The sequence below is a fragment of the Streptomyces sp. NBC_01384 genome (genome assembly GCF_045040035.1).
Taxonomy (GTDB): domain Bacteria; phylum Actinomycetota; class Actinomycetes; order Streptomycetales; family Streptomycetaceae; genus Streptomyces.
This window is the reverse complement of sequence record NZ_CP109559.1, coordinates 3,063,793-3,090,350: the sequence shown is the minus strand read 5'-3', so window position 1 is coordinate 3,090,350 and position 26,558 is coordinate 3,063,793. Positions and strand designations below refer to the sequence as shown.

29 protein-coding genes and 1 pseudogene are annotated in these 26,558 nt (G+C 69.8%); 15 read left to right on the top strand and 15 right to left on the bottom strand.

Annotated features, from left to right (window positions below):
- Positions 1-103: 103 nt before the first annotated feature.
- The 4 genes from OG747_RS14045 to OG747_RS14030 form a co-directional block, all read right to left on the bottom strand.
- A complete protein-coding gene (locus tag OG747_RS14045) occupies positions 104-1,366 on the bottom strand; it encodes an MFS transporter (protein WP_405879664.1) in 1,263 nt (420 codons plus the stop codon).
- Entirely contained in the window at positions 1,363-2,691 is a 1,329-nt protein-coding gene (locus OG747_RS14040; RefSeq protein WP_405879663.1) for a GH1 family beta-glucosidase, read from the bottom strand. Before OG747_RS14040 ends, OG747_RS14045 begins: the two co-directional genes overlap by 4 nt.
- Before the next feature lie 191 nt (positions 2,692-2,882).
- Positions 2,883-3,149, bottom strand: coding sequence for a protealysin inhibitor emfourin (locus OG747_RS14035; protein WP_405879662.1), 267 nt, complete (start codon positions 3,147-3,149; stop codon positions 2,883-2,885).
- 32 nt (positions 3,150-3,181) lie between these two features.
- Positions 3,182-4,255, bottom strand: coding sequence for a M4 family metallopeptidase (locus OG747_RS14030; protein ID WP_405879661.1), 1,074 nt, complete (start codon positions 4,253-4,255; stop codon positions 3,182-3,184).
- A gap of 353 nt (positions 4,256-4,608) precedes the next feature.
- Between OG747_RS14030 and leuA the strand changes: the two genes are divergently transcribed.
- Together leuA and OG747_RS14020 are read left to right on the top strand one after the other, a co-directional pair.
- Positions 4,609-6,330, top strand: coding sequence for a 2-isopropylmalate synthase (leuA, locus tag OG747_RS14025; RefSeq protein ID WP_405879660.1), 1,722 nt, complete (start codon positions 4,609-4,611; stop codon positions 6,328-6,330).
- A 186-nt stretch (positions 6,331-6,516) separates the two neighbouring features.
- Entirely contained in the window at positions 6,517-7,212 is a 696-nt protein-coding gene (locus OG747_RS14020; protein ID WP_405879659.1) for a TerB family tellurite resistance protein, read from the top strand.
- A gap of 196 nt (positions 7,213-7,408) precedes the next feature.
- Here the strand turns inward: OG747_RS14020 and OG747_RS14015 are convergent, their stop codons facing one another.
- Positions 7,409-8,344 carry a dihydrodipicolinate synthase family protein gene (locus OG747_RS14015; RefSeq protein WP_405879658.1) on the bottom strand — a complete coding sequence of 312 codons (936 nt, stop codon included), beginning with the start codon at positions 8,342-8,344 and terminating at the stop codon, positions 7,409-7,411.
- Between the two features lie 181 nt (positions 8,345-8,525).
- Between OG747_RS14015 and OG747_RS14010 the strand changes: the two genes are divergently transcribed.
- Positions 8,526-8,666, top strand: a complete 141-nt coding sequence (locus OG747_RS14010) for a hypothetical protein (RefSeq protein ID WP_405879657.1) — start codon at positions 8,526-8,528, stop codon at positions 8,664-8,666.
- Here OG747_RS14010 and OG747_RS14005 read toward each other — a convergent pair.
- The 3 genes from OG747_RS14005 to OG747_RS13995 form a co-directional block, all read right to left on the bottom strand.
- The gene (locus OG747_RS14005; protein WP_405879656.1) at positions 8,663-9,778 is read right to left on the bottom strand and encodes a hypothetical protein; all 1,116 of its coding nucleotides are present in this window, start codon (positions 9,776-9,778) and stop codon (positions 8,663-8,665) included. The genes OG747_RS14010 and OG747_RS14005 overlap by 4 nt on opposite strands.
- Positions 9,779-9,897: 119 nt before the next feature.
- The gene (locus OG747_RS14000) at positions 9,898-10,746 is read right to left on the bottom strand and encodes an ABC transporter permease (RefSeq protein ID WP_405879655.1); all 849 of its coding nucleotides are present in this window, start codon (positions 10,744-10,746) and stop codon (positions 9,898-9,900) included.
- A complete protein-coding gene (locus OG747_RS13995; RefSeq protein ID WP_405879654.1) occupies positions 10,743-11,657 on the bottom strand; it encodes an ABC transporter ATP-binding protein in 915 nt (304 codons plus the stop codon). The genes OG747_RS14000 and OG747_RS13995 overlap by 4 nt, the downstream gene beginning before the upstream one ends.
- A gap of 134 nt (positions 11,658-11,791) precedes the next feature.
- Here OG747_RS13995 and OG747_RS13990 point away from each other — a divergent pair, with 134 nt between their 5' ends.
- The 5 genes and pseudogenes from OG747_RS13990 to OG747_RS13970 all read left to right on the top strand — a co-directional run bounded on the left by OG747_RS13990 (position 11,792) and on the right by OG747_RS13970 (position 15,584).
- A complete protein-coding gene (locus OG747_RS13990; RefSeq protein WP_405879653.1) occupies positions 11,792-13,030 on the top strand; it encodes a sensor histidine kinase in 1,239 nt (412 codons plus the stop codon).
- Positions 13,030-13,692 (top strand): response regulator, encoded by a 663-nt coding sequence (locus tag OG747_RS13985; RefSeq protein ID WP_405885535.1) that lies wholly within the window; start codon positions 13,030-13,032, stop codon positions 13,690-13,692. Before OG747_RS13990 ends, OG747_RS13985 begins: the two co-directional genes overlap by 1 nt.
- 81 nt (positions 13,693-13,773) lie before the next feature.
- Positions 13,774-13,950: pseudogene (locus OG747_RS13980) on the top strand (type II toxin-antitoxin system RelE/ParE family toxin); the annotation flags it as partial.
- A gap of 140 nt (positions 13,951-14,090) precedes the next feature.
- On the top strand, positions 14,091-14,318 hold the full coding sequence (locus OG747_RS13975) for a helix-turn-helix domain-containing protein (protein WP_405879652.1): 228 nt from the start codon (positions 14,091-14,093) through the stop codon (positions 14,316-14,318).
- 1,119 nt (positions 14,319-15,437) lie between these two features.
- Positions 15,438-15,584, top strand: a complete 147-nt coding sequence (locus OG747_RS13970; RefSeq protein WP_405879651.1) for a hypothetical protein — start codon at positions 15,438-15,440, stop codon at positions 15,582-15,584.
- 284 nt (positions 15,585-15,868) lie between these two features.
- Here OG747_RS13970 and OG747_RS13965 read toward each other — a convergent pair whose 3' ends face one another.
- Together OG747_RS13965 and OG747_RS13960 are read right to left on the bottom strand one after the other, a co-directional pair.
- Entirely contained in the window at positions 15,869-16,141 is a 273-nt protein-coding gene (locus OG747_RS13965) for a DUF397 domain-containing protein (protein ID WP_405879649.1), read from the bottom strand.
- Positions 16,123-16,956, bottom strand: coding sequence for a helix-turn-helix domain-containing protein (locus tag OG747_RS13960; protein WP_405879648.1), 834 nt, complete (start codon positions 16,954-16,956; stop codon positions 16,123-16,125). The genes OG747_RS13965 and OG747_RS13960 overlap by 19 nt, the downstream gene beginning before the upstream one ends.
- 115 nt (positions 16,957-17,071) lie before the next feature.
- Between OG747_RS13960 and OG747_RS13955 the strand changes: the two genes are divergently transcribed.
- Positions 17,072-17,278 (top strand): hypothetical protein, encoded by a 207-nt coding sequence (locus tag OG747_RS13955; protein WP_405879647.1) that lies wholly within the window; start codon positions 17,072-17,074, stop codon positions 17,276-17,278.
- A gap of 20 nt (positions 17,279-17,298) precedes the next feature.
- The gene (locus OG747_RS13950; RefSeq protein WP_405879646.1) at positions 17,299-17,514 is read left to right on the top strand and encodes a hypothetical protein; all 216 of its coding nucleotides are present in this window, start codon (positions 17,299-17,301) and stop codon (positions 17,512-17,514) included.
- Positions 17,515-17,814: 300 nt separating this feature from the next.
- Here OG747_RS13950 and OG747_RS13945 read toward each other — a convergent pair whose 3' ends face one another.
- Positions 17,815-18,378: a TetR/AcrR family transcriptional regulator gene (locus OG747_RS13945; protein WP_405879645.1), complete on the bottom strand. Its 564-nt coding sequence runs from the start codon at positions 18,376-18,378 to the stop codon at positions 17,815-17,817.
- A gap of 89 nt (positions 18,379-18,467) precedes the next feature.
- Here OG747_RS13945 and OG747_RS13940 point away from each other — a divergent pair, with 89 nt between their 5' ends.
- The 4 genes from OG747_RS13940 (at position 18,468) to OG747_RS13925 (ending at position 21,744) form a co-directional block, all read left to right on the top strand.
- On the top strand, positions 18,468-19,277 hold the full coding sequence (locus OG747_RS13940) for an SDR family NAD(P)-dependent oxidoreductase (protein WP_405879644.1): 810 nt from the start codon (positions 18,468-18,470) through the stop codon (positions 19,275-19,277).
- A 280-nt stretch (positions 19,278-19,557) separates the two neighbouring features.
- Positions 19,558-20,304: a DNA repair protein RecO gene (gene recO, locus OG747_RS13935; RefSeq protein ID WP_054235479.1), complete on the top strand. Its 747-nt coding sequence runs from the start codon at positions 19,558-19,560 to the stop codon at positions 20,302-20,304.
- A gap of 22 nt (positions 20,305-20,326) precedes the next feature.
- Positions 20,327-21,172, top strand: coding sequence for an isoprenyl transferase (locus OG747_RS13930; protein ID WP_405879643.1), 846 nt, complete (start codon positions 20,327-20,329; stop codon positions 21,170-21,172).
- Between the two features lie 74 nt (positions 21,173-21,246).
- Positions 21,247-21,744, top strand: coding sequence for a hypothetical protein (locus OG747_RS13925; RefSeq protein WP_405879642.1), 498 nt, complete (start codon positions 21,247-21,249; stop codon positions 21,742-21,744).
- 4 nt (positions 21,745-21,748) lie between these two features.
- On the opposite strand, the gene OG747_RS13920 is transcribed toward OG747_RS13925, so the two are convergent.
- Genes OG747_RS13920 through OG747_RS13905 form a run of 4 tightly spaced genes read right to left on the bottom strand, consistent with a single transcriptional unit; the run spans position 21,749 to position 24,953 of the window.
- Positions 21,749-22,165, bottom strand: coding sequence for a Fur family transcriptional regulator (locus OG747_RS13920; RefSeq protein ID WP_405879641.1), 417 nt, complete (start codon positions 22,163-22,165; stop codon positions 21,749-21,751).
- 58 nt (positions 22,166-22,223) lie between these two features.
- Entirely contained in the window at positions 22,224-23,123 is a 900-nt protein-coding gene (locus tag OG747_RS13915) for a metal ABC transporter permease (RefSeq protein ID WP_405879640.1), read from the bottom strand.
- Positions 23,123-23,923: a metal ABC transporter ATP-binding protein gene (locus OG747_RS13910; protein WP_405879639.1), complete on the bottom strand. Its 801-nt coding sequence runs from the start codon at positions 23,921-23,923 to the stop codon at positions 23,123-23,125. The genes OG747_RS13915 and OG747_RS13910 overlap by 1 nt, the downstream gene beginning before the upstream one ends.
- Before the next feature lie 49 nt (positions 23,924-23,972).
- Positions 23,973-24,953 carry a metal ABC transporter substrate-binding protein gene (locus OG747_RS13905; RefSeq protein WP_405879638.1) on the bottom strand — a complete coding sequence of 327 codons (981 nt, stop codon included), beginning with the start codon at positions 24,951-24,953 and terminating at the stop codon, positions 23,973-23,975.
- Positions 24,954-25,153: 200 nt separating this feature from the next.
- Between OG747_RS13905 and OG747_RS13900 the strand changes: the two genes are divergently transcribed.
- Positions 25,154-26,536 carry a glycine--tRNA ligase gene (locus OG747_RS13900; RefSeq protein WP_405879637.1) on the top strand — a complete coding sequence of 461 codons (1,383 nt, stop codon included), beginning with the start codon at positions 25,154-25,156 and terminating at the stop codon, positions 26,534-26,536.
- Positions 26,537-26,558: the final 22 nt, after the last annotated feature.

Genomic DNA, 26,558 nt, shown 5'->3' with positions numbered 1-26,558 from the left:
AGAGGAACACCGATGCCGGTGGCACCTGAATTCAGTCCGCCGACCTCGGTCCGCCGACCTCAGTTCACTGACTTCAATTCACTCTCACCTCAGTTCTCGGACCTCAGTCCACGCCTCTGATCCGCCCCACCAGTACCGCCCCCGCCAGCCCGATCACCGCCGCCACCAGGTACAGCACCCGGTAGCCGCCCAGATACGTCACGATCGGCGCCGCCAGGGCGGGGGCCGCGACCTGGGGGAGGGCGTTGGCGACATTGATCACGCCGAGGTCCTTGCCACGGTCCAGGGCCTTGGGCAGGACGTCCGTCATCAGGGCGAAGTCGACCGACGTGAAGACGCCGAAGCCGATGCCCAGGACCGCCGCCGCGACGATCGCGCCCGGCCAGGTCTGCCAGCCGGAGAGGACCGCCGTGGCCACCGCCATGAGCACTCCCGACCAGATCACGAACGGTTTGCGGCGGCCCAGCCGGTCGGACCACACCCCGCCGACCACGACCGTGGCGAGGAGGGTGACGCCGTTCACCGCCGTGAGGATCAGTACGCCGTTCTCGGGGTCGTGGTAGTGGAGCCGGTCGCGGAGGTAGTACAGCAGGTAGAGGAGGACCAGCGCGTTGCTGAGGTTGATCAGGAAGCGGGTCAGCCAGGCCCAGGCCAGGTCCGGGTGGCGGCGCGGGCTCAGCCAGAAGGAGACGAGGAACGAGCGCCAGGACCAGGCGGGGCGGGCCGAGGCCGGCAGCCGCAGATCCTGGTAGCGGAGGATGTACGGCAACACGCCCACCAGTGTGAACACCGCACACGCCGCATAGCCGCCGCCCACGCCCCCCGCCACCGTCGCCAGGCCCGTCCCGCCGACCACGCCCAGGATCTGTGCCGCGCCCAGCCAGCCGCCCACGGAGCCCCGTTGGAGCCGTGGCACCCGGTCGGGGACGGCCGCGGTGATCGCGGCGAAGGCGGCGTTCAGAGTGAGCTGGACCAGGCACCAGCCGACCGCCATCGTCCAGACGCCGCCCGCGCCCGCCAGGAGCAGCAGGGACAGCGCGCCGCCCGCCGCCCCGGCCACGATCCACGGCGTACGGCGGCCCCAGCGCGCCGTCGTCCGGTCGGACAGCGCGCCGAAGAGCGGGTTGGCGACCAAGGACACCACCGCGCCCGCGCCCGTGACCCACGCCAGCATCGTCTCCTTCGACATGCCGGTGCCGGGCGCGAAGTCCTCCGCCTGGGAGGCGAGCAGGATCTGCAGCGGGCCGTACCAGCCCACCCAGATCGCCCCGTTGGCGAGCGAGAGCGCGGAGGTCCAGCCCCGGCCGACCCGCTCGACGGGCTCGGCCAGCGCCCCCACCGACACGACGGGGTCGGTCGCCGTCATCCCCGCGCCCGCAGGGCGTCCCGCAGCCAGGTGTACGACGCCTTCGGGGTCCGCTTCAGCGTGTCGTAGTCGACGTGGACCAGACCGAAGCGCCGCGCGTACCCCTCCGCCCACTCGAAGTTGTCCAGCAGCGACCACACGAAGTACCCGCGTACGTCCACGCCCTGTTCCAACGCCCGGTGCAGCGCCCGGACATGGCCGTCGAGGAAGGTGATCCGCTCCTGGTCGTCGAGGCCCTCGTAACTGCAGCCGTTCTCGGTGATGACCACCGGCGGGAGGCGGTCCCCGTACCGCTCGCGGAAGCCCACGAGCAGCTCGGTCAGCGCCTCGGGGACCACCGGCCAGCCGAAGTCGGTGACCGGGTAGCCCTCCAGCTCCCTTACGGAGAAGGGGAGTTCGGCGGGTAGGGTCAGTCCGCTGAACTCGATCTCCGCGCCCTCGGGGGCGCCCACTTTGGTCGGCTGGTAGTAGTTGATCCCGTACCAGTCGATCGGCTCCGCGATGACCTTCAGGTCCGCCTCGACGTCGCCGGGCATCAACTCGCCGATGCCCTCCGGGTATTGGCCCAGCAGCAGCGGGTCCGCGAACAGGCGGTTGAGGAGGAGGTCGTAGAAATCGGCGGCCTCCACGTCCTCGGGCTGCTGTGATGCCGCCCAGGTCGGGCCGTGCGAGTTGGCGATGCCGATGTCGGTGACGCCGGCCGCGCGCAGGGACCGTACGGCGAGGCCGTGGGCGAGGAGCTGGTGGTGGGCCACCGGCAGGGCGTCGAACAGGAGCCGCTTGCCGGGCGCGTGCGCGCCGAGGGCGTAGCCCAGGAGGGTGTGTTCGGCGGGCTCGTTGAGGGTGATCCACTTCTTCACCCGGTCGCCGAGGCGGGCGGCGACGACACCGGCGTACTCGGCGAAGCGCTCCGCCGTGTCCCGGTTCAGCCAGCCGCCGGCCTCTTCGAGGGTCAGCGGGAGGTCCCAGTGGAAGAGGGTCGGTACGGGGCGGATGCCCGCCGCGACCAGGGCGTCGACCAGGCGGTCGTAGAAGTCGAGGCCGCCGGGGGAGTTCACCCGGGGCCAGGAGATCGAGAAGCGGTACGCGTCCACGCCGAGGTCGGCGAGGAGGGCCACGTCCTCGGGGTAGCGGTGGTAGTGGTCGCAGGCCACGTCGGCGGTTGAGCCGTCCTTGATGTGGCCGGGCTCGGCCGTGAAGGCGTCCCACACCGACGGGTCGCGCTCGTCCGCGGCTCCCTCGATCTGGTGGGCCGAGGTGGACACGCCCCAGAGGAAGCCGGGCGGGAACTGCGGTAGGGGGTTCGTCGCCATGCGCGCGATCATCCTTACCGGCAGTAACGGAAGTCAACGGGTTGGCGTGAACTGGGAGTTACGACTTCTTGGGGGCGCCTTACCGGAGGGGTGGTGCGGCGTTTTGCGCGACTGCGGGCCGGTGGGGGCTGGTCGCGCCCACGCGGCGGAGCCGCATGGTGTCACAGCCCCGCGCCGCTGAAAGCGCACCTGGACCGGCGTTTCTAGGCGCCCTCCTTCAGGACCCGCGAAATCAGACTTCGCTGCTCCTCCGTCAGTCTCGGGTCGGCGGCGTAGACCGTCTTTCCGTCCACCGTGATCTCGTAGCTGAAGCCGTCGGGGACCCCGGCGGGGCGCGTGCCCTGGCCGGAGGCGATCGCCTGCTCGGCCAGGGCGTGCCACTCATCGGCATCGGGGCGGTCCGAGGTGTCCACCTCGGCATGGCGCTCGATGCCCGCGAATCCGCCCGTGCGCCTTACCTGAATACGCATGGGTCCTGTCTAGTACGAGTCGGACGCCGAAGCTACGACGTCGGCACCCCGACCTGTTCCCAGGCCTTGGTGACGGACTGGAGCTCCTCGCCCTCGCCGTACCGGCTCTTGGCCTGGGCGACGGTGAGCTTGGCGAAGTCGGTGAAGCTCGCCTGGGACTGGAGTTGGCCGCCGGTGAGGACGTCGTACCAGATCTGCCCGGCGCGTTCCCAGGCGTGGCCGCCGAGGGCTTGGGCGACCAGGTAGAAGGCGTGGTTGGGGATGCCGGAGTTGATGTGGACACCGCCGTTGTCGCGACCGGTCTTCACATAGCCGTCCATCGTCGCGGGCTGGGGGTCCTTGCCGAGCGCGGCGTCGTCGTACGCGGTGCCCGGCTCCTTCATGGAGCGCAGCGCCGTGCCGGTGACGCGGGGGGCGAGCAGGCCCGCGCCGATCAGCCAGTCGGCGTCGGCGGCGGTCTGGCCGAGGGTGTACTGCTTGATCAGTGAGCCGAAGACGTCCGACATGGACTCGTTGAGGGCGCCCGGCTGGCCGAAGTAGGTGAGGTTCGCCGTGTACTGGGTGACGCCGTGGGTCAGCTCGTGGCCGATGACGTCGATCGGGAGGGTGAAGTCGAGGAAGATCTCGCCGTCACCGTCGCCGAACACCATCTGCTCGCCGTTCCAGAAGGCGTTGTTGTAGTTGACGTCGAAGTGCACGCTCGCGTCGAGGGGCAGGCCCTCGCCGTTGATCGAGTTGCGGGCGTACGCGTTCAGGTAGAGGTCGAAGGTGGCGCCGAGACCGGCGTACGCGCGGTTGACCGTGGCGTCCTTGCCGGGCTTGTCGCCCTCGCCGCGGACCTTCTTGCCCGGCAGGTCCTGGTGGTGGCGGGCGTCGTAGACGGTGCGCTGCGGCTTGTTCGCGGGCGCGCCCTGGGGCGGGGCCACGGTGGGTGCGCCGATGACCGTGGTCAGCCGGCGGTGGGTGCGTTCGAAGGCGTCGCGCTCCAGGGTGCGGCGCGCGGGTCCGGCGAGCGCGGGGTCCTCGTGCTGGGCCAGCGTGTCGAGGACGTGGGGCGGCACGATGGTGCAGAAGACAGGCTCGAAGCCTGCCGGGTTCGCGGTCATGCCCGGCACCATTGCACTGAGTTACGCAGCTGTCACTACTTGCGACCAAGATCGTGTGAAATGCGGCGATAAGGAGCCTCTCGATCCACTCCTCGATGGTATGGGGGCTCACTCTGAGTGGCGTGCCGCACTTTTTGTCCGTTTACTTCCCTATGTGGTCGCGGTCCCGCATACTGATACAGCCCTCCGTACGGAGCACGGCTCGGCTAGGCTGCGGAGCATCATGCGTTTCGGGCTGCTTCTCCTTAGCTGCCGCGGCGAGGGCCTGTAGTCGAGGCCGGCACCCTCCCCGCGGAGTTCGGCGTTGCGCCGTCGGCCGTCCTTCCGGACACCCTCTGAGGAGCCCACGCATCATGCCGAACTTCCAGCAGCCCACCGCCATGCCGATCCACAAGTACGGCAAGTACGAGCAGGTGGACATCCCCGACCGCACCTGGCCGGACAACCGCGTCACCGTCGCCCCCCGCTGGCTGTCGACGGACCTGCGGGACGGCAACCAGGCGCTGATCGACCCGATGTCCCCGGCCCGCAAGCGCGAGATGTTCGACCTGCTCGTGAAGATGGGCTACAAGGAGATCGAGGTCGGCTTCCCGGCCTCTGGACAGACCGACTTCGACTTCGTCCGCTCGATCATCGAAGACGAGACGGCGATCCCCGACGACGTCACGATCTCCGTACTGACCCAGGCCCGCGAGGACCTGATCGAGCGCACGGTGGAGTCCCTGGTCGGCGCCAAGCGCGCCACGGTCCACCTGTACAACGCCACCGCCCCGGTCTTCCGCCGGGTCGTCTTCCGCGGCTCCAAGGACCAGATCAAGCAGATCGCCGTCGACGGCACGCGGCTGGTCATGGAGTACGCCGAGAAGCTGCTGGACGAGCGGACGACGTTCGGCTACCAGTACAGCCCCGAGATCTTCACGGACACCGAGCTGGACTTCGCCCTGGAGGTCTGCGAGGCCGTCATGGACGTCTGGCAGCCCGGCCCCGGCCGCGAGATCATCCTCAACCTGCCCGCCACGGTGGAGCGCTCGACGCCGTCCACGCACGCGGACCGCTTCGAGTGGATGAGCCGCAACCTGTCCCGCCGTGAGTACGTCTGCCTGTCCGTCCATCCGCACAACGACCGTGGTACGGCCGTCGCCGCCGCCGAGCTGGCCCTGATGGCCGGCGCCGACCGCATCGAGGGCTGCCTGTTCGGCCAGGGCGAGCGCACCGGCAACGTCGACCTGGTCACCCTGGGCATGAACCTGTTCTCGCAGGGCGTCGACCCGCAGATCGACTTCTCGAACATCGACGAGGTCCGCCGCACCGCCGAGTACTGCAACCAGATGGAGGTCCACGCCCGTCACCCGTACGTCGGCGACCTCGTCTACACCTCCTTCTCCGGCTCCCACCAGGACGCCATCAAGAAGGGCTTCGACGCCATGGAGGCCGACGCGGCCGCGAAGGGCGTCACCGTCGACGACATCGAGTGGGCCGTCCCGTACCTGCCGATCGACCCGAAGGACGTCGGCCGCAGTTACGAGGCCGTCATCCGCGTCAACTCGCAGTCCGGCAAGGGCGGTATCGCGTACGTCCTGAAGAACGACCACAAGCTGGACCTGCCGCGCCGGATGCAGATCGAGTTCTCGAAGATCATCCAGGCGAAGACGGACGCCGAGGGCGGCGAGGTCACGCCGAACGACATCTGGGCGGTCTTCCAGGACGAGTACCTGCCCAACCCCGACAACGCGTGGGGTCGTATCCAGGTCGAGGCCGGCCAGAGCACGACCGACCGCGACGGCGTCGACTCGCTCACCGTCGAGGCCACGGTGGACGGCGCCGACACGGTCCTGACCGGTACCGGCAACGGTCCGATCTCCGCCTTCTTCGACGCCCTGCAGTCCATCGGCATCGACGTACGCCTGCTTGACTACCAGGAGCACACGATGAGCGAGGGCGCCTCCGCGCAGGCCGCCTCGTACATCGAGTGCGCGATCGGCGACAAGGTCCTGTGGGGAATCGGCATCGACGCGAATACGACACGCGCGTCGCTGAAGGCCGTGGTCTCCGCGGTCAACCGCGCGGCCCGCTGAGGACTTTGACCGGCGCTTTCAGGGCCCCGTCCACCTTTCGAGGCGGACGGGGCCCCGTCGTTTACCGGCCAATCGCCGCGAAGATCACGGATAGGTCTCGTCCAAGGTACTGACTCTGCCTCAACAATGTGGCTAACATCACGCCAGCGCGGCGATGTTGCCGCGGGGTTACGGAGGTGTGCGACGGTGCTGCCAGGATGGGGACGAAACGGTCGTGCAGTGCAGATTTCCCGCATCCTAGGCACCCGTACCGCGTGGACCACCCTGGGTGACGGCGAGTTCTTCTGTCCGGGCTGCGGGGGTGACCGCAACTACCAGCGGCTCGCCGGCCGCCGCCGCTTCACTCTCCTGGGTGTCCCGGTCCTGCCGCGCGGTGACACGGGCCCGGTCGTCGAGTGCGCCGCCTGCCGCCGCCACTACGGCGCCGATGTCCTCGACCACCCGACCACCACCCGCTTCTCGGCGATGCTCCGCGACGCCGTCCACACCGTCGCCCTCGCCGTACTCGCCGCGGGCGGCACCTGCTCCCGTACGGCCCTGGAGACCGCGGCGGCCGCGGTGCGCTCGGCCGGCTTCGACGACTGCACGGAGGACCAGCTCGGCGCCCTCGTCGAGGCGCTCGCCGCGGACACCGGCCGGCTCTTCGGGGGGCCGTGCGGGGCGGGCCTCGCCATAGAGCTCCATGAGGCCCTGGACCCCCTGGCACCGCACCTCGCCGCGATGGGACGCGAATCGATCCTGCTCCAGGGCGCCCGGATCGCCCTGGCGGACGGCCCGTACACACCGGCCGAACGGGACGTCCTCGCCACCGTGGGCGCGGCGCTGACGATCTGCGCGGACGACGTGACGCGACTGCTGGTGGCGGCGCGCACGCCGTCGTAGACCGGCGGGAGCGTCGTACGGGACGTGGCGGGCCGCGTACTCCGACCTGGTGCAGGTCGGGGGTGGGCGGGTCGGGGTTCTGTACGAGACGGGGGCGACGGGGGCGTACGCGTCGATCGTGTTTCGGAGGATGCCGGTGGGACGGCTGGTGGGGTGACGGATGCCCGTGGGGGCCGGGCGGCGGGGCGAGTCCCCCCTACAACAACCCCGCCCCCGCCAAGTACTTCCCCACCCGCTCCACCTCCGCCTCCGACAGCGGCACCTGCGGCTCCGCCGTGACCGGACAGGAGATGACGCCCCGCAGGTGCAGCGCCGCCTTGAACGCCCCGAGCGCCGACGAACCGCCGCCCATGCGAGAGGGGTCGCCGACCCCGACCATCCCGAACAGCGCGCACAGCCGTTCCTGTTCGGCCCGCGCCCGCTCCCAGTCCCCGTCCCTGCAGAGCCGGTCGAGTCGTACGTACCCGTGCGGGTCGACGTTGGCGAGGCCGGGGACGGCCCCGTCCGCCCCGAGGGCGAGTGCGGAGTCGACGACGAGTTCGGAGCCGGTGAGGACGGTGAAGCCGGTGATGTCGGCGCGGGCGCGGGCGCCCGTCACGACCGCACGGAAGGCGGCCAGGTCACCGCTGGAGTCCTTGAGACCCGCCAGTACACCCTCCGCGGCGAGCTCCAGGACCAGCTCCGCGCCCAGCTTGGTGTGGACGGACACCGGGATGTCGTAGGCGAAGACGGGTACGGACGCACGGGCGGCGATCAGGCGGAAGTGGCGGGCGATCTCCGCCGGATGGGTGCGGGTGTAGAAGGGGGCGGTCGCCACGATCGCGTCCGCGCCCGCCGCCGTCACATACGCCACATGGTCCAGCACCCTCGGCGTGGTCATGTCGATCACCCCGGCCAGTACGGGAAGCCGGCCACCCACATGAGCGACCACCGTCTCCACCACCAGCCGCCGGTGGGCGTCCGTCAGGAAGGCCGCCTCCGAGGACGACCCCAGCACGAACAGCCCGTCGACCCCGCCCTCCACCAGGTGGTCCACGAGCCTGATGAGCGAGGGGACGTCCACCTCGCGGTCCGGTGTCAGGGGCGTGCAGACGGGCGGAACGACACCGGTCAGCGGGGTGGGGATCGGCATGAAGGCTCTCCAGTCGGATCAGACTGACGGCTCCTGCCGTCAGCACCAGGGCACGAAGGCGATTGGCCTGCACCCAGCAACACCTGGGATCACTAAACCAATCAGAGACGCTTGCGCGGGCCGTTGCGGGCGGCGAACGACCGCGTCGTCCCAGGCACCCGGCCGGGAGAAGACGTGCGCGATGCCGCTGCTCGCCGACGGCCGGGCGCTGGAGACCGTCGCCCTCCGCGTCGGACACGCCTCCGCCGGCTCCTTCGGCGCGGCCTTCCACCGGGTCGTGGGGCTGACGACCCCACGCCAGTACTTCCCGCCGCGCCCCTAAGCAGCGGCCAGGCGCCACACCTGGAGCTCCTTCGTGTCCTCGGCGACCGTGTACCAGCTGCCGTCGCCCAGGGTGTTGGGCACGCCGGATATCGGGAAAGGGTAGGTGACCTCGCCGAGCAGCCGCATGTCCCGTACGTCGACCAGCCAGTGCCGCCCCGCCCCGTACTCCTCGTCGGCCTCGGTCGTGCCCGCGATGACGGTGTGCTCGTCGAGGAAGCCGCCGTAGTAGTCCCAGCGCACCTCGGGCTCGTCGTTCTCAGGGTCCAGCGCGGGGTGTGCGGGGACGACCTCCTCCGCGTCCAGCTCCGACACCACCGAGCCGTCCTCGACCCGGTGCAGGGCCAGGGCCTCCTGGTAGTGGGTCAGCGTCAGGAAGTGCTCGCCGGACGGGCTCACCGCCATCAGACACCGGTCGTCGTCGCCGATCCGGTCGACGGTGAGCCGCTCGCCGTCCCAGCGGCCCCACAGCAGCGGCACCCCGTCCTGACCCTCGCCGACGCTCAGCCCCATCTGCCCGGGATCCGGGTGCGACACGTGGCCCGAACCGGCGGCCACGGTCTGGGTGTCCGCCTGCCCGAGCACCCTCCCGTCCGTGGCGTCCAGCACCAGCCACTCCTCGATCACGTCCGGGTCCTCGTCCCCCTCCGCGAGCGGCCCGCGGACATGGGCCCACACCAGCTTGCCGTCCGCGGAGAAGACCACCGAACCGCTGTCGGCGTACACGTGTCCGCGGCTGTTCGTGTTTTCGCCGTATTCCTCGAACGAGGTGTGCATCTCACGGCAGCTGCCCTCCCAGCAGCCGTGCCGCACCTCCCACAGGGTCGCGCCCCGCTGGTCCACCGCCCGCACCGCGTGCACGCCCGCGAAGACCGCGACGTCCAGCCCCGGCGCCACGGTGCATGTCCCGAAACGGGTCGGCCACGGCCTCGGGAAGCGGGCCACCGAAGCCTCACCCGCGAGCGCCGCGGCCAGGTCGTACGCGGCCAGCTGGGTGTCGTCGCCCTGCAGGATCAGCGTCCGGCCCGGCAGACACCGCTCTCCTGGCGAGCCTGCCGTGGCCGACTCCAGCGGACCGGCGAGCGTGGTGACGAGACGGGCGCTCGCGGACATGGTTCCTCCAGTGCGCGTGATGCGAGAAGGCGTTGTGCGCGGTGTGTGCGTTCGATGCCTTGGGTGCACAGTACGGCCGCCCACTGACAACCCCGTACGCACCCGTCCCGTACGACCTTTCACACGTCCCGGCGGTCCACCGCCACCACGGCGATCAGTGCCGACAGCACCGCCCACGCCCCCAGCACCACCCAACTGCCCGTGACCGTCGCCCCGTACCGGGGGAGCCGGGTGAAGGGATCGTGGCCGTAGGCGATGTCGGTCAGCCGCGTCCAGGCGTTGACGGGCATGGCATGCCGTACGGCGGCCGTCCAGCGGTAGCGGTCGGTGATGAAGGTGGGGACGAGGAGCAGTACGGCGGTGACGGCGACCATCGTGCTCGCGCTGTGCCGGATCAGGGCGCCCAGCGCCATGCCCGCCAGCGCGCAGACCGGGGCGAGCAGCGCGGAGGCCACGACCACGCGCGGGGCACCGAAGTGGGTGATCGACACGCCGGCGTGACGGGTGGTGAGGATCGCCTGTGTCGAGGCGAAGGAGGCACCCGCGACGAACGCGCCGTACAGCGTCATGACCGCCGTCACCACCACGACCTTCGCCGCCATCAGGGCGCGCCGGTCCGGGACGGCCGCGAGGGTCGTACGGATCAGGCCCGTCGAGTACTCCCCGACGACCGTGATCGCGCCGATGCTCGCCGCCGCGAGGACGAGGATCAGCGCCGATCCGTCGGTGAAGGCGTCACGCAACGCCAACTCCCAGGCGAAGGAGCGCATTTGGGGGTTGAAACGCGGATAGTCGTGCGCGTCCACCCGCGCCGCGTTCGCGTTGAAGCCGATGACGGCGAGGGCGCCCGCCCCGAGCGCCCAGTAAGTCGAGCGCAGGGAACGGAGTTTGATCCACTCGGCGGCGAGGAGATCGGTGAACCGGGCGACGGGGCGTGCGGGGGTAGGTGTGATGGCGAGGGTGGTCATCGGGCGTCTCCGGCGAGGAACTCGGTGCTGTCGGCGGTCAGTTCCATGAAGGCGGCCTCCAGGGAGGCGGTCTGCGGGGTCAGTTCTTCGAGCAGGATGCGGTGCTGGAAGGCCAGTTCACCGATGCGGGCCGCGCTCAGGGCCGTCACCTTGAGGGTCCGGTCGTCGTACGGCGCCACGGCCGCGCCCTCCTCGGACAGCACGGCCGTGAGCTTCCCGGCGTCCGGTGTCCGCACGGTCACCGTCAGCCGCGTGCCACGCGCCGCGAACTCCGTCACGCTCTCCGCGGCGATCAGCTCACCCCGGCCGATGACGATCAACTGGTCCGCGGTGTTCTCCATCTCGGACATCAGATGACTGGAGACGAAGACGGTACGCCCCTCGGCGGCGAGCCTGCGGAACAACTCCCGCACCCACAACACACCTTCCGGATCAAGCCCGTTGAGGGGTTCGTCGAAGAGCAGCACCGGAGGTTCGCCGAGCAGCGCGGCGGCGATTCCCAGGCGCTGGCGCATGCCCAGCGAGAACCCCTCGACACGGCGCCGCGCCGCCGCCCCGGTCAGCCCCACCTCCTCCAGCACCTCGTCCACCCGCCGCTGCGGAAGACGATTGCTGCGGGCCAGCGCCGACAGATGGGCCCACGCACTGCGCCCACCGTGCATGTCACCCGCGTCGAGCAGAGCGCCCACGTGCCGCAGCCCGCGCGGATGGCGCCGGAACGGCTGCCCGTCGGTGGTCGCGCTCCCGCCGGTCGGCCCGATCAGCCCGAGCAGCATGCGCAGGGTGGTCGTCTTGCCCGCGCCGTTCGGGCCGAGGAACCCGGTGACGTGCCCCGGGCGTACCTGGAACGTCAGATTCCGTACGGCGGTGGTGTCGCCGTAGCGTTTGGTCAGTTCGTTGACTTCGATCACGCCGACCACCGTCTCGTCGGCGCCCCGTGTGCGGTATCGCCCCGGGGAGGGCAATGCCCGGGCCGGGGTGTCGACCCCGGTTGTACGTCCACGGACCGATGACCGCCGGTGGCCCGCGTGCCTACGATCACCGCATGCATGTCACGCCGCTCCCGCCCCGCCTCAAGCACGTGCCGCCCGGCGCCTGGGTGGCCCTGGCCTGGTGCGCGAGCACGGCGTTCACCTTCCTCGCACGCATACGGCTCCCCGGTGAGACGTCACCCAACGAGCTTGCCGCCGCCCAGTTCTACCGCTGGGACGGCCTGCTGATCCTGGCCGTGTCCTGCGCCCTGGCGCTGCTCGGCAGCATGCTGTTGCACCGACGGCCGCTGACCGCCCTCACCCTGCTCCTGACGGCCGCCGCCTTCCTCACCACCAACCTGGCCGTGGGAGCGATCCAACTGGCCCAGTTCCTCGCCGTCGACCTCGCCCTCTACTTCATCGCGGCCGGCCGCCCCCGCCGTACCGGAGTCACCGCCCTCTCCATGGCGCTTGCCGTCCTGGTGGCCTGGGAGACCGTGCGGCTGCTGCGCGGATGGGGCATCGGCACGCTGGTCGAGCCGACCGTGGCGCTGACGGCCGTCGTCGCCTGGCTGCTCGGTGACGCCTCCCACCGCAGCCGCGAGTACGGCGAGAAGCTCCGCGCCCAGGCCGCCACCCAGGCCGTCACCGACGAACGCCTGCGCATCGCCCGCGAGATGCACGACATGGTCGCCCACAGCATCGGCATCATCGCCCTCCAGGCCGGGGCGGCGGCCCGTGTCGTCCACACCCAGCCGCACGCCGCGCGCGAAGCGATGACGGCGGTGGAGACGGCCGGGCGGGAGACCCTGGCGGGGCTGCGCCGCATGCTGGTCGCCCTGCGCGAGGCGGACCAGAACCGGGCCCGCGCCGCCGCCGAGGCCGCCCAGTTACACCCGGCCGAAGGCCTCGCCGACCTCGACCGCCTGGCCGCCGCGACAACGGCGGCGGGCGTCCAGGTCGACGTCCACTGGAAGGGCGCGCGCCGCGAACTCCCCCCGGACATCGACCTCTCCGTCTTCCGGATCATCCAGGAGTCGGTCACGAACGTCGTACGCCACGCGGACACGCCCTCCTGCCGGGTGACCGTCGACTACCGGGACGAGGAGATCGCCGTCGAGGTGGCCGACGACGGCCGGGGCCGTGGCAGCACCACCGACACGGGCTTCGGCCTGGTCGGCATGCGCGAGCGCGTGGCCCTGCTGCACGGCGAGTTCACGGCGGGCCCCCGTCCCGAGGGTGGCTTCCGGGTGACGGCCCGCCTCCCGGTCCCGGCGACGGCAGCGACGGCGACGGCGACGGTGGCCGCGTGATGCCGATCCGTGTCGTCCTCGCCGACGACCAGCAGCTGATCCGCACGGCCCTGCGGATGGTCATCGCCGACATCGAGGACGTGGAGGTGGTGGGGGAGGCCGCGGACGGCGAGGAGGCGGTGACCCTGGCCGACGATCTCCGCCCGGACGTCGTGGTGATGGACATCCGCATGCCCGGCACGGACGGCATCGAGGCGACGCGCCGGATCACCACGGGTGCGGGGGAGTCGAGGATCGTCGTCCTCACCACCTTCGACGACGACGATTACGTGTACGGGGCGCTGCGCGCGGGCGCGTCCGGGTTCCTGGTCAAGGACATGGCCCTGGACGACATCCTCGCGGCGATCCGTGTCGTCGCCGCCGGAGACGCCCTGATCGCCCCCAGCGTGACCCGCCGCCTGATCCAGGACTTCACGTCCGCCCGCTCCTCGGAGCCACCGCGTCCACGCCGCGACCTGACCGCGATCACGGACCGCGAACGCGAGGTCCTCACCCTGGTCGGCACCGGCCTGTCCAACACCGAGATAGCCGAACGGCTCTTCATCAGCGTCGCCACGGCGAAGACGTACCTGACCCGCCTCCTGTCCAAGCTGGACGCACGGGACCGGGTCCAGCTGGTGATCATCGCCTACGAGGCGGGGTTGGTGTCGGCGAACCGGTGAGGGCCCCTGACGGGGTGCTCCGTACGGGTGAAGGTCCGGAGCTCGGGCTCGGTGCTCCACCTTCGACGGGTTTAGCCCTCCTTGCACAACCTCAAGGAATTGCGTCCCGGTTCGGCGGGCCGGAGCGAGGTGCGTGTCCTGTTCGTGTTCGATCCACGGCGTTCCGCGATCCTGCTGGTGGCCGGAGACAAGGCCGGGAATGGGAGTGCCTGGTACGACGAGGCCGACGAGGCGATTCCGCCGGCCGAGGCCCGGTACGCGACGCGGAGTGGGTGGCTGATCGGGAGAAGGAGCCGGAGAAGCGAGTGGATACGCCAGGTGGTCGGAGAGTGGGCACCGGGAGCGGGCGGAGGAGCTCGCGGGCGGTCGGGACGCGTTTTCTCGAAGGTACGCAGCGCATGCTCGCCGAGGCGCGCGCCTGGCGGCTGGTGGACATGCGCCAGGCGCGCGGGTTCACCCAGGCGCAGGTGGCCGAGCGCATGGGCGTGAGCAAGGGGCGGGTCTCCCAGATCGAGAGCGGCCAGGTCTCCGGTACGGATGTCGTGGCCCGGTACGTCGAGGCGCTGGGCGGCAGCCTGGTGATGGTCGCGATGTTCGGGGACGGGGATGTGCGAAAGGTCGGCTGAACGGCACCGTCCCTGCCCCTGCGGTTCGGTGAGCGTTGCTCGGTGACGTGACCGTTGGGGCCGCCCGCTTCTTTGCCAGTGTCGTGCTTCCACGGCCCGCCTCAAGGGCGCTCCGCTGCGCTACGCGTCGCCTTCGGCGATGGCCCTGCGGGCCACCCTTGACCCGGGCCGCTCCAGCACGGGTGAGAAGCGAGCGAGCGGCCCGGAAAGGCGGGGTCCCAGGTCGGCCGACGGGCGGGGAGGGTTGCGTTGCGGGCCGGGGTGGACGGGCGCGGTCGCGCCTCGCCAGCACGCCGGGCCGGCTTGGCGGCTTGCGGTGAGTGGGGGGCGGGGGCGCGTTGGCGTCGTGGGGGCACGCCGGGTGGGGTCGGCGGCTTGCGGTGAGTTGGGGGGTGCGTGGGCGCCTTGGGGCCATGCCGGGGTGGGGTCGGCGGCCTTCCGGGGTGGGGTGGGATGGGATGGGATGGGATGGCGCGTTGGCGTGGCGGGGGCAGGCCGAGTCGGTTCAGCGACGGGCGGTGAGTGGGGGTTGGCAACTGTTCGCCGAGGAGTGCGCACAAGGCCGCTCCACCGGAGTGATGGTTCAGGGCCTCACCATCGCCTCTGGCCGTAGCTATATGGCCAGGTCGCGTAGGGAACTGGCCTCCCGGGATCGGACCACGCACAGGATGCGTGTCGCCGCCCCGGGGTCGAGTACGCCGAGGACCAGTGCGCCCAAGACCGTTCGGGGCGCGCGGCTGATCGGGCTCACTCCTGCTCAGTCCACAGGAACGGTGTGTGCCGGCGGGACGGCGGCACGCGGGTCGGATTGACGGCCGACGGTGAGTGGGGGGCGCGGCCGTGGGCCCCTTCCGCTTCCCGCCGGACATAATGGCAATTGGCAGATTTGTGTCACTGACTCCGCCATCCCACCTGGGGTTTTCCTGTCGTGGGCTGACACAAATCTACCAATTACCTTCGGAGGCCCTCCAGAAGTGTGATGGGTGAGGTTGGTGTGACAGGTGGGGCGCGCCGTGGCCGGTCCCGACCTTCGCGTGCCCGCCGCAACCCGCCGCTCCACCGTCTCGGACCCACTCACCGTAAGCCGCCGAGCCGGCCCGGCGTGCTGCCGTCCCGCTGGTGCGCACCCCCGCCCACTCACCGCACGTCGCCAAGCCGGCCCGGCGTGCCGCCGTCCCGCTGGTGCGCACCCCCCACTCACCGCAAGCCGCCGAGCTCGCCCGGCGTGCCGCCGTCCCGCTGGTGCGCACCCCCCACTCACCGTAAGCCGCCGAGCCGGCCCGGCGTGCTGGCGAGGCGCGACCGCGCCCGTCCACCCCGGCCCGCAACGCAACCCTCCCCGCCCGTCGGCCGACCTGGGACCCCGCCTTTCCGGGCCGCTCGCTCGCTTCTCACCCGTGCTGGAGCGAGCCGAGTCAAGGGTCGGCCGCAGGCCGATCGGCGCAGCCGACGCGCAGCGCAGCGGAGCGCCCTTTACTCGGGTCGCGGAAGCACGACACTGGCAAAGAAGCGGGCGGCCCCGACGGTCACTTGAAGGCTTGCGGCGCCGGTCACCTCGTAACGGCGCCGACGAACTCCGTCCAGGCATGGGGGCCGATGAGGAGGACGGGGCCGTTCGTGACCTTGCTGTCGCGGACGGGGACGATGCCGGGGACTCCGTCGGCGACTTCGAGGCAGCTGCCGCCGTTGTCGTCGCTGTAGGTGCTCTTGCGCCAGCGGGCGGTGCCTATGAAGTCGTACGCGACTTCGACGCAGTCGCCGCCGTTGTCGTCGCTGTAGGTGCTCTTACGCCACTGAGCAGAACTCAGGTCGTACCCGCGCATCGTCTGTGCTCCTCCGCCACCGACTCGATCAAGGCCAGGGACGCCTCCGGCGCCAGTGCGGCGGCCCTGAGCAGATCGTATGTCCCCTGTACGCGCTTCACCAGGGCCGGATCGTCGAGCAGGTTCCCCGAATACACGGCCTCTGTATAGGCAGTTGGCGGAGCATCCTCGAACTCGAAGAGCCCGACCATCCGGCCCATGAAGGGGTATGCCCCCGCCGAGGTCGGCAGCACCTGTACCAGCATCTTCTTCTGCCGCACCAGCTCCACGATGTGGTCCAACTGCCGAGCCATCTCGGCCTCGCCTGCGACCGGAAGGCGCACCACGTGCTCATGCAGGATTGCCCAATACTTGGGCCGTGCAGCGTCGTCCAGGATCTGGGCCCGTTCCATGCGAGCCGCCACCTTCTCCTCGATCTGGGCGTCGGTGGTGAACGGATTGCTCGCCAGCGTCACTGCCCGTGTGTACTCGGCGGTCTGGAGCAGGCCGGGCACGATAGTCGGAGCGAACTCCGCGATCCTCGTCGCCGTCCGCTCAAGCTCCACCACCTCCGCGAAGTAATCCGCGTACCGCTTGTCATCAATCAGTTTTCGCCAGGTGCGCTCGAAAAAACCATCGGTTTGCAGGAGTTCGTCGATCCGCTGAGCGACATCCAACTGTGGTTTCCGAATGGCCTGTTCGAACTGCCCGATATAACCCCCGGAGACAAAAACCCGCGCCCCCAGCTCCACCTGGGTGAAACCGGCATCCTCCCGCCGTCGTTTCAGCTCCGCCCCGAAGAACTCCCACGCGGCCTGCCGTGAACCGTTGGCCATGGCCAAACCCCTTACGCTGCGCCGAACTTGTAGAGGACAGACTCCTTCCGAGTGTAGATGCGGAGCGTCACCCTGGAGATGTGAAGAGTGAAACTCGGAAAGTTGGGGGAACAGGGTGAAGGCACGACACTCGGCGCTCTGCGTCGAAGAGGCGGAGGTAACGGTGAAGGAATTGCGGGCGGCACTGGAGAAGGCCGGAATTGCGTTGCCGTCGCTCCGGATCGACCCGGCGAGTTTGGCGCGCGAGGCACCTTGTCCGCGGGTCGAATTGGGCGGCTGCTCCATCGAGCTCGCGGCCCGGCTCGCGGCGGCGCTGCGGTGAGGCCACCGATGAAGCCTCCGATGAAGCCACCGATCGGCTCGTACGTCGTCGACACGCGCACGGAGAAGGTAGGCATGGTCATGGGGCACGAAGGACCGTACGTACAACTGAGACCGCTCGGCGGCGGCAAGGAGTGGGACTGCGAACCGGACGCGGTCCGCAGGGCCACCCCGGCGGAGCGGCTCAGCGCGGCCACGGCGTATGCCAACGCACGCAGCCGCGGTGAGGTGCCCTAGCTACTTGTTTGTCCCTGAAGAAGTGGGGGGCGGCGCTGGGTTGCCCTTTGGGGAGAGCTGGTTTGGGCCGGGCTGTGGCCGCGACAGTGGAGGCGGGTCGTTGTGGCCGGGGGCGGTGGCCGGCCGCCGCGGCGGCCGGCCACCGCCCCCGGCCACAACGCCTACAAGCGGCGCAACGTGTCAACAGGCTGAAGCCGTGGCGCGGCATCGCCACCCGATACGACAAGACGGCCGAGTTCTACCGGGCAGCCGTCACCCTCGCAGCCCTGCTGATGTGGGCGTGACACTTGACGACAGAACCTAGGGACGCAATGCGACGCCGACGGCCATGGTGAGCTTGTCGACGAATGCCGGACGGTCGGCGACGCGGTGCTTCCAACCCTCGGCGGCGGCGTGCAGGACCTCGGCGATCTGCCGCGCGGTGACGCTTCCGGTGGGCCGGCCGGAGGTGGCGACGGCCTCTGTGAGCGCGTCGAGGAAGGCGGCCCGGTAGTCGTCGTACATGCTCTGGAGCTGTGCTGTGCCGTGCTCCAGCAGGTCGTCGACGCCCTCGTTGATGTGCGTGCCGACGTATCGGCCCAGATTGGCGTCGAGTGCGGCCACCAGACGCGCGTCGAGGTCCGCATCGGGCGCGGCCAGCGCCGTGCGGACGTCGCCCAGGGCCTCGTCCAACGCCTGCCGCATGGTCTCGCGGAACAGCTCCTCCTTGCCGGAGAAGAGGAAGTACAGGCCGGGACGGGAGATGTCCGCCGCCTGAGCCACCGCGTCCATCGACGTCTTGCGGTAGCCGAACGTAGCGAAAACGGTCAGTGCCGCCGCAAGTACCTGCTCGCGGCGTTGGGTGTCCCCACGGGTTGCTGCCATATACACACCATACCGAGTGGGCGTGCTATACATGTTTTGTAGATTCTGTTTAGTGGCGGGTGAAGGACCACGCCACGAGAGAGGGCATCATGCGCAAGACCGTTCTGATCACAGGCGCTTCGACCGGCATGGGCGAGGCGATCACCTTCGAGTACGCCAAGCGCGACTGGAACGTCGTGGCCAGCATGCGTGACACGACCAAGGCCAATCCGGCCTTCGCCGACCTCGGCAACGTCCTGGTCACGCGCCTCGACGTCACCGACATCGCGGGCATCGAGCAGGCCGTCAAGGAGACAGTCGATCGCTTCGGCGCCATCGACGCCCTCGTTAACGCCGCCGGCTACGGGCTGGTCGGCGCGGTCGAGGAAGTCAGCCCCGACCAGCTGCGCGACCAGTTCGAAACCAACGTGGTGGGCCTCGTCCAGGTGATCCAGGCCGTGCTCCCGCATATGCGGGAACGTGGCTCCGGTCACGTCATCAACATCGGCTCCATGGGTGGCCACGTCAGCCTGCCCACAATGGCCGTGTACTGCGCCTCGAAGAGCGCAGTACAGAACCTGACCGAGGGACTGGCGAAGGAGGTCGGCCCGCTGGGCATCCACGTCACCCTGGTCGAGCCGGCGGGCTACGACACCAGCTTCGGGACCAATGCGAAGCTCCCCGCCACGTCCATCCCCGCCTACGCGCCCTCCTACGCCGCCATGGCCGAATTCGACAAGCAGGCGGTGAGGGGCGACCTCGTCAAGTCCATGGCGGCCGTCGCCGACATCACGGGCATCGACGAGCCCCCGCTTCACCTCGCGGTGGCCACCGCCGGCCTGGAGATGGTGCGGGGCCGCTTCGCCGAGCTGATGGACGAGTACGCCCGCTGGGAGCCGGTCACGGCCGGCACCGACTGACGGTGCGGAGCGGCTCAAGGTATCGCTCGGGGGCGACCATCCGGTTGGCCGACGCCACGGCGCTGTCCTGGGCCGGAATCGTCGGCCCGCCGGGTGGTGGCCCCTCGGCACCGGGGGAGCTGGATCGCGTGCGCACCCTGGTGGTCAGTTCAGAGAATGCAGTTGGTGCAGCAGAGGAGATCATCCGTTGGCCCGGGTTCTGGGTCCCGGGTTCTGGGTCCCGGGTTCTGGGTCCCGGGTACGGCTCCGCGCCGCTCCCGGCGTACGCGAGAATGGCCCCATGAGTCTGTTCCGCGACGACGGCATCGTGCTGCGCACCCAGAAGCTGGGTGAGGCGGACCGGATCATCACGCTGCTCACGCGCGGTCACGGGCGCGTACGGGCCGTGGCGCGGGGTGTGCGGCGCACGAAGTCGAAGTTCGGGGCACGGCTGGAGCCCTTCTCGCACGTGGACGTGCAGTTCTTCGCGCGGGGCAGTGAGCTGATCGGGCGCGGGCTGCCGCTGTGCACACAGAGCGAGACGATCGCTCCGTACGGGGGCGGGATCGTGACGGACTACGCGCGGTACACCGCCGGGACGGCCATGCTCGAAACCGCCGAGCGGTTCACCGATCACGAAGGGGAGCCCGCCGTGCAGCAGTATCTGCTGCTCGTCGGCGGGCTGCGCACCCTCGCCCGGGGCGAGCACGAGCCGCACCTCGTCCTCGACGCCTTTCTGCTGCGCTCCCTCGCCGTGAACGGCTACGCGCCCAGCTTCAGCGCCTGCGCGAAGTGCGGGATGCCGGGACCGAATCGGTTCTTCTCGGTCGCGGCGGGAGGTTCCGTCTGCGTCGACTGCCGGGTGCCCGGCAGCGTCGTACCCTCGGCGGGGGCCCTCGAACTGCTCGGCGCGCTGCTGACGGGAGACTGGGAGACCGCGGACGCGTGCGAGCCGCGGTACGTCCGGGAGGGCAGCGGGCTGGTGTCGGCCTATCTGCACTGGCATCTGGAGCGCGGGCTGCGCTCACTTCGGTACGTGGAAAAGTAAGACTGAGGGAGACGAGAAGCACATGGTCGTACGCGGGATCCTGGGACGCCAGCGCCGCGAGTACAAGACGCCGGAACCGCATCCGTCCGGTGCCGTCGCGCCCAAGCTCCCCGGTGAGCTGATCCCGAACCATGTCGCGGTCGTCATGGACGGGAACGGCCGCTGGGCCAAGGAGCGCGGGCTGCCGCGCACCGAAGGGCACCGGGTGGGCGAGGGTGTCGTCATGGACGTCCTCAAGGGCTGTATCGAGCTGGGCGTGAAGAACCTCTCCCTGTACGCCTTCTCCACGGAGAACTGGAAGCGGTCCCCCGAAGAGGTCCGCTTCCTGATGAACTTCAACAAGGACGTCATCCGGCGCCGACGGGACGAGATGAACGAGCTCGGCATCCGGATCCGCTGGGTCGGCCGGATGCCCAAGCTGTGGAAGTCCGTCGTCCAGGAGCTGCAGGTCGCCCAGGAGCAGACGCAGAAGAACGACGCGATGACGCTGTACTTCTGCGTCAACTACGGCGGGCGCGCCGAGCTCGCGGACGCGGCGAAGGCGATGGCCGCCGATGTCGCCGCCGGCAGGCTCGACCCGGACAAGGTCTCCGAGAAGACCATCCAGAAGTACCTGTACTACCCGGACATGCCGGACGTGGACCTGTTCCTGCGGCCCAGCGGCGAGCAGCGCACCTCCAACTACCTGATCTGGCAGTCGAGTTACGCCGAGATGGTCTTCCAGGACGTCCTGTGGCCCGACTTCGACCGGCGCGACCTGTGGCGGGCGTGCGTCGAGTACGCCTCGCGGGACCGCCGCTTCGGCGGGGCCGTTCCCAATGAGGACCTGCTCGCGATGGAGCAGGGCATGAGGGGCGACGGTTCGTAGCACCTACTGCCTGGGGCGTCGTCCGAACCTGACGTTACGATCACGGCTCATCACCACCGAACTGGGGAGGGGCCGTGGTCGAGTTGGAGTACGGGCCGGCTGTCGGAGACTACGCGTCGGCGCTGAGAGCTCGAAGACATGTCAGCCGGTCGAGCCGGGTCCAGCTCTGGGTGTTCGGCTTCCTGGCCGTCTTCGTCGCCCTGGAGGCTGTGGTCGGGCTGGCCGGCCAGGACGTGCCGGTTTTCCCGCTGGTCCTTATGGTCTCCACCGGGCTCCTGATCCAGTTCACGCCCTGGCTCCAGGCCCGCGCGGTGTACCGCCTCGCGGAGCGGCAGGGCGTTTTCCGCGTGACCGTGACGGACGCCGGGGTGTCGGTGGCCACCGACAACACGACGGCGTCGGTCAACTGGGTGGCGCAGCCCCGTTATCGGGAGACGGCGGAGGTGTTCGTCCTCCTCAGCGCCGACAAGAACGCCGTGGGCTTCACCGTCCTGCCCAAGCGCGCCGTACAGCACCCCGCCGACGTGGACAGGCTGCGGGCGATCCTCGACCGCAACCTGACCCGCGTCTGAGTTCTCAGCCCTTCGAAGAGGCGCACTCCGCACAGGTCCCGAAGATCTCCACCGTGTGCGCGACGTTCACATAGCCGTGCTCCACGGCGATCGCCTCCGCCCACTTCTCGACGGCCGGGCCCTCGACCTCGACCGCCTTGCCGCAGACGCGGCAGACGAGGTGGTGGTGGTGCTCGCCGGTGGAGCAGCGGCGGTAGACGGACTCGCCGTCGGAGGTACGCAGTACGTCGACCTCGCCGGCGTCGGCGAGGGACTGCAGCGTGCGGTACACCGTGGTGAGTCCGACGGAGTCACCCTTGTGCTTGAGCATGTCGTGGAGCTCCTGCGCACTGCGGAACTCGTCCACCTCGTCGAGCGCTGCCGCCACGGCGGCACGCTGCCGGGTGGAACGGCCCCGAACGGGCGATCCAGCGGTTGTCACCGTTGCCTCCTCACGTCTGCCCTTGCCCGGCCATTGTGCCAGCCCGGACCGTGCGTGCTCAGACGCCGACCTTGCGTTCCGGGCCACGCGTGGCCGGAATCGCGCACTCCGCCGGGTCCCCGGCTCCCTGCGCGGCGGCCAGCGCCCGGGCCCGGCGCCGGGCCAGCGGGGTCGCCAGCGCGGTGAGCGCGATGAACGCGCCGATGGTCAGCAGCACGATCGTCGCACCGGGCGGCACGTCCTGGTAGTACGACGTCACGGTCCCGCCGATCGTCACGCTCACCCCGATGGCCACGGCGATCGCGAAGGTGGCGGCGAAGCTGCGGCTGAGCTGCTGGGCCGCCGCCACCGGGACCACCATCAGCGCGGAGACCAGGAGCAGGCCGACGACGCGCATCGCGACCGTCACGGTGACGGCGGCGGTGACGGCGGTGAGCAGGTTCAGGGCGCGCACCGGCAGGCCCGTCACCCGTGCGAACTCCTCGTCCTGGCTGACCGCGAACAACTGGCGGCGCAGGCCGAGAGTGACCAGTACGACGAAGGCGGCGAGCCAGCAGATCGCCGTCACGTCGGACTCGCTCACCGTCGAGAGGGAGCCGAAGAGGTACGAGGTCAGGTTGGCGGTGGATCCGCCCGCCAGGCTGGTGAGCATCACGCCGCCCGCCATACCGCCGTAGAAGAGCATGGCCAGCGCGATGTCGCCGCGCGTCTTGCCGTACCAGCGGATCAGCTCCATCAGGACGGCGCCGAGGGCCGAGACGGCCGTCGCCATCCACACGGGATTGGTCGAGAGCAGGAAGCCGAGGCCGATACCGGTCATCGCGACATGGCCGATACCGTCGCCCAGCAGGGCCTGGCGGCGCTGCACGAGGTAGATGCCGATGGCGGGCGCGGTGATGCCCACCAGGACGGCGGCGAGCAGCGCCCGCTGCATGAAGTCGTAGTTCAGGAAGTACATCAGCTCAGCAGTCCCGTCCGGATCGGTTCGGCGTCGTGAGCCGCGTGCGGGTGTACGTGGTCGTGGCCGGGCTGGGGGTCCCCCCGGTCGAGCGAAGCCGAGACTGGGGGAGTGCTGGCCGCCGCCTGCGGGGGTGGCCCGTCGTGCAGGACGCAGCCGTCGCGCAGGACGACGGCACGGTCGATCAGCGGCTCCAGGGGGCCCAGCTCGTGCAGCACGAGCAGGACGGTGGTGCCCGCGGCGACCTGCTCGCGCAGGGTCCCGGCGAGCACCTCCTGGCTCGCGAGGTCGACGCCCGCCATCGGCTCGTCCATGATCAGCAGTTCGGGTTCGGAGGCGAGGGCGCGGGCGATCAGGACGCGCTGGTGCTGGCCGCCCGAGAGCGCGTTCACCGAGTCCTTGGCGCGGTCCGCCATGCCGACGAGCTCCAGGGCATGGCGTACGGCCTCGTGGTCGGCCTTGCGCAGCACGCCGAAGCGGGCACGGGAGAGCCGGCCGGAGGCGACGATCTCGGTCACCGTCGCGGGCACGCCGCCCGCGGCGGTCGTGCGCTGCGGGACGTACCCCACCCGCTTCCAGTCGCGGAAGCGGCGGCGCGGGGTGCCGAAGATCTCGATCTCTCCGCCGCTGAGAGTGACTTGGCCGATGACGCTGCGCACGGCCGTCGACTTGCCGGAGCCGTTCGCGCCGAGCAGCGCGACGACCTCACCGCGGTGCACGGTGAGGTCGATGCCGCGCAGGACGGGGCGCGAGCCCAGCTCGGCGGTCACGCCGCGCAGGGATATGACGGGCTCGCTCACGCTGTCCTCCTGGAACTGGGGATCATGGGGATCACGGGGATCACGGGGATCACTTGGCGCCCAGCGCCGTCTGCAGCGCCTTCAGATTCGATTCCATGACCTGCAGGTAGTCGCGGCCCTTGGACCTGTCGGTGATGCCCTCGATCGGGTCGAGGACGTCCGTCTTCAGGTTCGCGTCGCCGGCGATGGTCTTGGCGGTCTTGTCGCTGACGAGCGTCTCGTAGAAGACCGTCGAGACGCCGTCGGCCTTCGCCATCTTCTCAAGGTCCTTCACGCGGTTGGCGCTGGGCTCCGACTCCGGGTCCAGGCCGTTGATGGCCTCCTCGGTGAGGCCGTAGCGCTCGGCGAGGTAGCCGAAGGCGGCGTGTGTGGTGATGAAGACCTTGGTCTTGGTGTTCGCCAGCCCGGTCTTGTACCGGGTGTCGAGAGCGGAGAGCTTCTTCAGCAGGGCCGCGGTGTTCTTCTCGTAGTCCGCGGCGTGCTTCGGGTCGGCCTTCTCCAGGGCCTTGCCGACACCGCTCGCGACCTCGGCGTACCTCGCCGGGTCGAGCCAGATGTGCGGGTCGGCGGCGCCGGTCTCCTCGCCCTTGGAGCTGTCGTGCGAGGCCGCGTGCCCGCCGACCTCGTTGCCGTGCTTCTCCAGCGTGGTCAGCGACGCGGCGTCGACCTTGGTCTTGACCGCGGACTGCGCCACGGCGTCGTCGACGGCCGGCTGCAGGTTCTTGAGGTAGACGACGGCGTCCGCCGCTTCGAGCTGCACCATCTGCCGGACGCTGATCTCCAGGTCGTGCGGCTCCTGACCGGGCCGGGTCAGGCTCGTGACGTGCACATGCGTCCCGCCGATCTGCTCGGCGAGGTACTGCAGGGGGTAGAAGGACGCCACGACGTCGAGCTTTCCGCTGCTCTTGCCGTCGGCCGCGGCAGGGCCCGAGCAGCCGGAGAGGGCACCGATGCCGAGGGCGGTGGCGGCCAGGGCCGCGGACCCGGCAGTGCTTATTCGGGAAGCGGCCCGACGTCGTCGTACGTTCATGACAGTCATTTTCAACAAACCTGGAAACGATTGTCAACAAGCCTTGGGTGAGCCCTCGGTAAGCGGGTTGGGGAACGGGCCGCGAATGAGCTGGTAAGAGGCGCGATGGGTGGGCTGTCCTCTAACCGATTTGATACGAGGGTGGGCAGCGCCGGTAACCTGAATCATTCGCGCCGTCCGTTCGTACTGAAGAGAGCATCGTGGCCGCCGACAAGATCGACACCATCGTCAGCCTGAGCAAGCGCCGAGGCTTCGTTTTCCCCTGTAGCGAGATCTACGGTGGACAGCGCGCCGCCTGGGACTACGGCCCGCTCGGCGTCGAGCTCAAGGAGAACATCAAGCGCCAGTGGTGGCGCTACATGGTCACCTCCCGCGAGGACGTCGTCGGTATCGACTCGTCGGTGATCCTGGCGACCGAGGTCTGGGTCGCGTCGGGGCACGTCGCCACCTTCACGGACCCGCTCACCGAGTGCACCTCCTGCCACAAGCGCTACCGCGCCGACCACCTGGAGGAGGCCTACGAGGCGAAGCACGGCCGCCTCCCGGAGAACGGCCTCGCCGACCTCAACTGCCCCAACTGCGGCAACAAGGGCACCTTCACCGAGCCCAAGCAGTTCTCGGGTCTGCTCTCCACCCACCTCGGCCCCACCCAGGACAGCGGCTCCGTCGCCTACCTGCGCCCCGAGACGGCCCAGGGCATCTTCACCAACTTCGCCCAGGTCCAGCAGACCTCGCGCCGCAAGCCTCCCTTCGGCATCGCGCAGATGGGCAAGTCCTTCCGCAACGAGATCACGCCCGGCAACTTCATCTTCCGCACCCGCGAGTTCGAGCAGATGGAGATGGAGTTCTTCGTCAAGCCGGGCGAGGACGAGAAGTGGCAGGAGTACTGGATGCAGGAGCGCTGGAACTGGTACACCGGCCTCGGTCTCCGTGAGGAGAACATGCGCTGGTACGACCACCCGGCCGAGAAGCTCTCCCACTACTCCAAGCGCACCGCCGACATCGAGTACCGCTTCAGCTTCGGCGGCAACGAGTGGGGCGAGCTGGAGGGTGTCGCGAACCGGACGGACTACGACCTGGGCGCCCACTCCAAGGCCTCCGGCCAGGACCTCTCCTACTTCGACCAGGAGGCCGGCGAGCGCTGGACTCCGTACGTCATCGAGCCCGCCGCCGGTGTCGGCCGCGCCATGCTCGCCTTCCTCCTCGACGCCTACGTCGAGGACGAGGCACCCAACGCCAAGGGCAAGATGGAGAAGCGCACGGTGCTGCGCCTCGACCCGCGCCTCGCGCCGGTCAAGGTCGCCGTCCTCCCGCTCTCCCGCAACCCCGAGCTGTCCCCGAAGGCCAAGGGCCTCGCCACGGCCCTGCGTCAGCACTGGAACATCGAGTTCGACGACGCCGGTGCCATCGGCCGCCGCTACCGCCGCCAGGACGAGATCGGCACGCCGTTCTGCGTCACGGTCGACTTCGACACGCTCGAGGACAACGCGGTGACGGTGCGTGAGCGCGACTCGATGAAGCAGGAGCGCGTGTCCCTGGACCAGATCGAGGGCTATCTGGCGGCCCGCCTCATCGGCTGCTGAGGCTGCTCTTTCGTTTCACCTG

What these genes read in the sequence shown, in the direction of transcription:
- OG747_RS14045 (WP_405879664.1), bottom strand. Translation starts at nt 1,366, where the DNA reads ATGACGGCGACCGACCCCGTCGTGTCGGTGGGGGCGCTGGCCGAGCCC.
- OG747_RS14040 (WP_405879663.1), bottom strand. Translation starts at nt 2,691, where the DNA reads ATGATCGCGCGCATGGCGACGAACCCCCTACCGCAGTTCCCGCCCGGC.
- OG747_RS14035 (WP_405879662.1), bottom strand. Translation starts at nt 3,149, where the DNA reads ATGCGTATTCAGGTAAGGCGCACGGGCGGATTCGCGGGCATCGAGCGC.
- OG747_RS14030 (WP_405879661.1), bottom strand. Translation starts at nt 4,255, where the DNA reads ATGACCGCGAACCCGGCAGGCTTCGAGCCTGTCTTCTGCACCATCGTG.
- leuA (WP_405879660.1), top strand. Translation starts at nt 4,609, where the DNA reads ATGCCGAACTTCCAGCAGCCCACCGCCATGCCGATCCACAAGTACGGC.
- OG747_RS14015 (WP_405879658.1), bottom strand. Translation starts at nt 8,344, where the DNA reads ATGCCGATCCCCACCCCGCTGACCGGTGTCGTTCCGCCCGTCTGCACG.
- OG747_RS14010 (WP_405879657.1), top strand. Translation starts at nt 8,526, where the DNA reads ATGCCGCTGCTCGCCGACGGCCGGGCGCTGGAGACCGTCGCCCTCCGC.
- OG747_RS14005 (WP_405879656.1), bottom strand. Translation starts at nt 9,778, where the DNA reads ATGTCCGCGAGCGCCCGTCTCGTCACCACGCTCGCCGGTCCGCTGGAG.
- OG747_RS14000 (WP_405879655.1), bottom strand. Translation starts at nt 10,746, where the DNA reads ATGACCACCCTCGCCATCACACCTACCCCCGCACGCCCCGTCGCCCGG.
- OG747_RS13990 (WP_405879653.1), top strand. Translation starts at nt 11,792, where the DNA reads ATGCATGTCACGCCGCTCCCGCCCCGCCTCAAGCACGTGCCGCCCGGC.
- OG747_RS13985 (WP_405885535.1), top strand. Translation starts at nt 13,030, where the DNA reads ATGCCGATCCGTGTCGTCCTCGCCGACGACCAGCAGCTGATCCGCACG.
- OG747_RS13975 (WP_405879652.1), top strand. Translation starts at nt 14,091, where the DNA reads ATGCTCGCCGAGGCGCGCGCCTGGCGGCTGGTGGACATGCGCCAGGCG.
- OG747_RS13965 (WP_405879649.1), bottom strand. Translation starts at nt 16,141, where the DNA reads ATGCGCGGGTACGACCTGAGTTCTGCTCAGTGGCGTAAGAGCACCTAC.
- OG747_RS13960 (WP_405879648.1), bottom strand. Translation starts at nt 16,956, where the DNA reads ATGGCCAACGGTTCACGGCAGGCCGCGTGGGAGTTCTTCGGGGCGGAG.
- OG747_RS13950 (WP_405879646.1), top strand. Translation starts at nt 17,299, where the DNA reads ATGAAGCCACCGATCGGCTCGTACGTCGTCGACACGCGCACGGAGAAG.
- OG747_RS13945 (WP_405879645.1), bottom strand. Translation starts at nt 18,378, where the DNA reads ATGGCAGCAACCCGTGGGGACACCCAACGCCGCGAGCAGGTACTTGCG.
- OG747_RS13940 (WP_405879644.1), top strand. Translation starts at nt 18,468, where the DNA reads ATGCGCAAGACCGTTCTGATCACAGGCGCTTCGACCGGCATGGGCGAG.
- recO (WP_054235479.1), top strand. Translation starts at nt 19,558, where the DNA reads ATGAGTCTGTTCCGCGACGACGGCATCGTGCTGCGCACCCAGAAGCTG.
- OG747_RS13930 (WP_405879643.1), top strand. Translation starts at nt 20,327, where the DNA reads ATGGTCGTACGCGGGATCCTGGGACGCCAGCGCCGCGAGTACAAGACG.
- OG747_RS13915 (WP_405879640.1), bottom strand. Translation starts at nt 23,123, where the DNA reads ATGTACTTCCTGAACTACGACTTCATGCAGCGGGCGCTGCTCGCCGCC.
- OG747_RS13905 (WP_405879638.1), bottom strand. Translation starts at nt 24,953, where the DNA reads ATGAACGTACGACGACGTCGGGCCGCTTCCCGAATAAGCACTGCCGGG.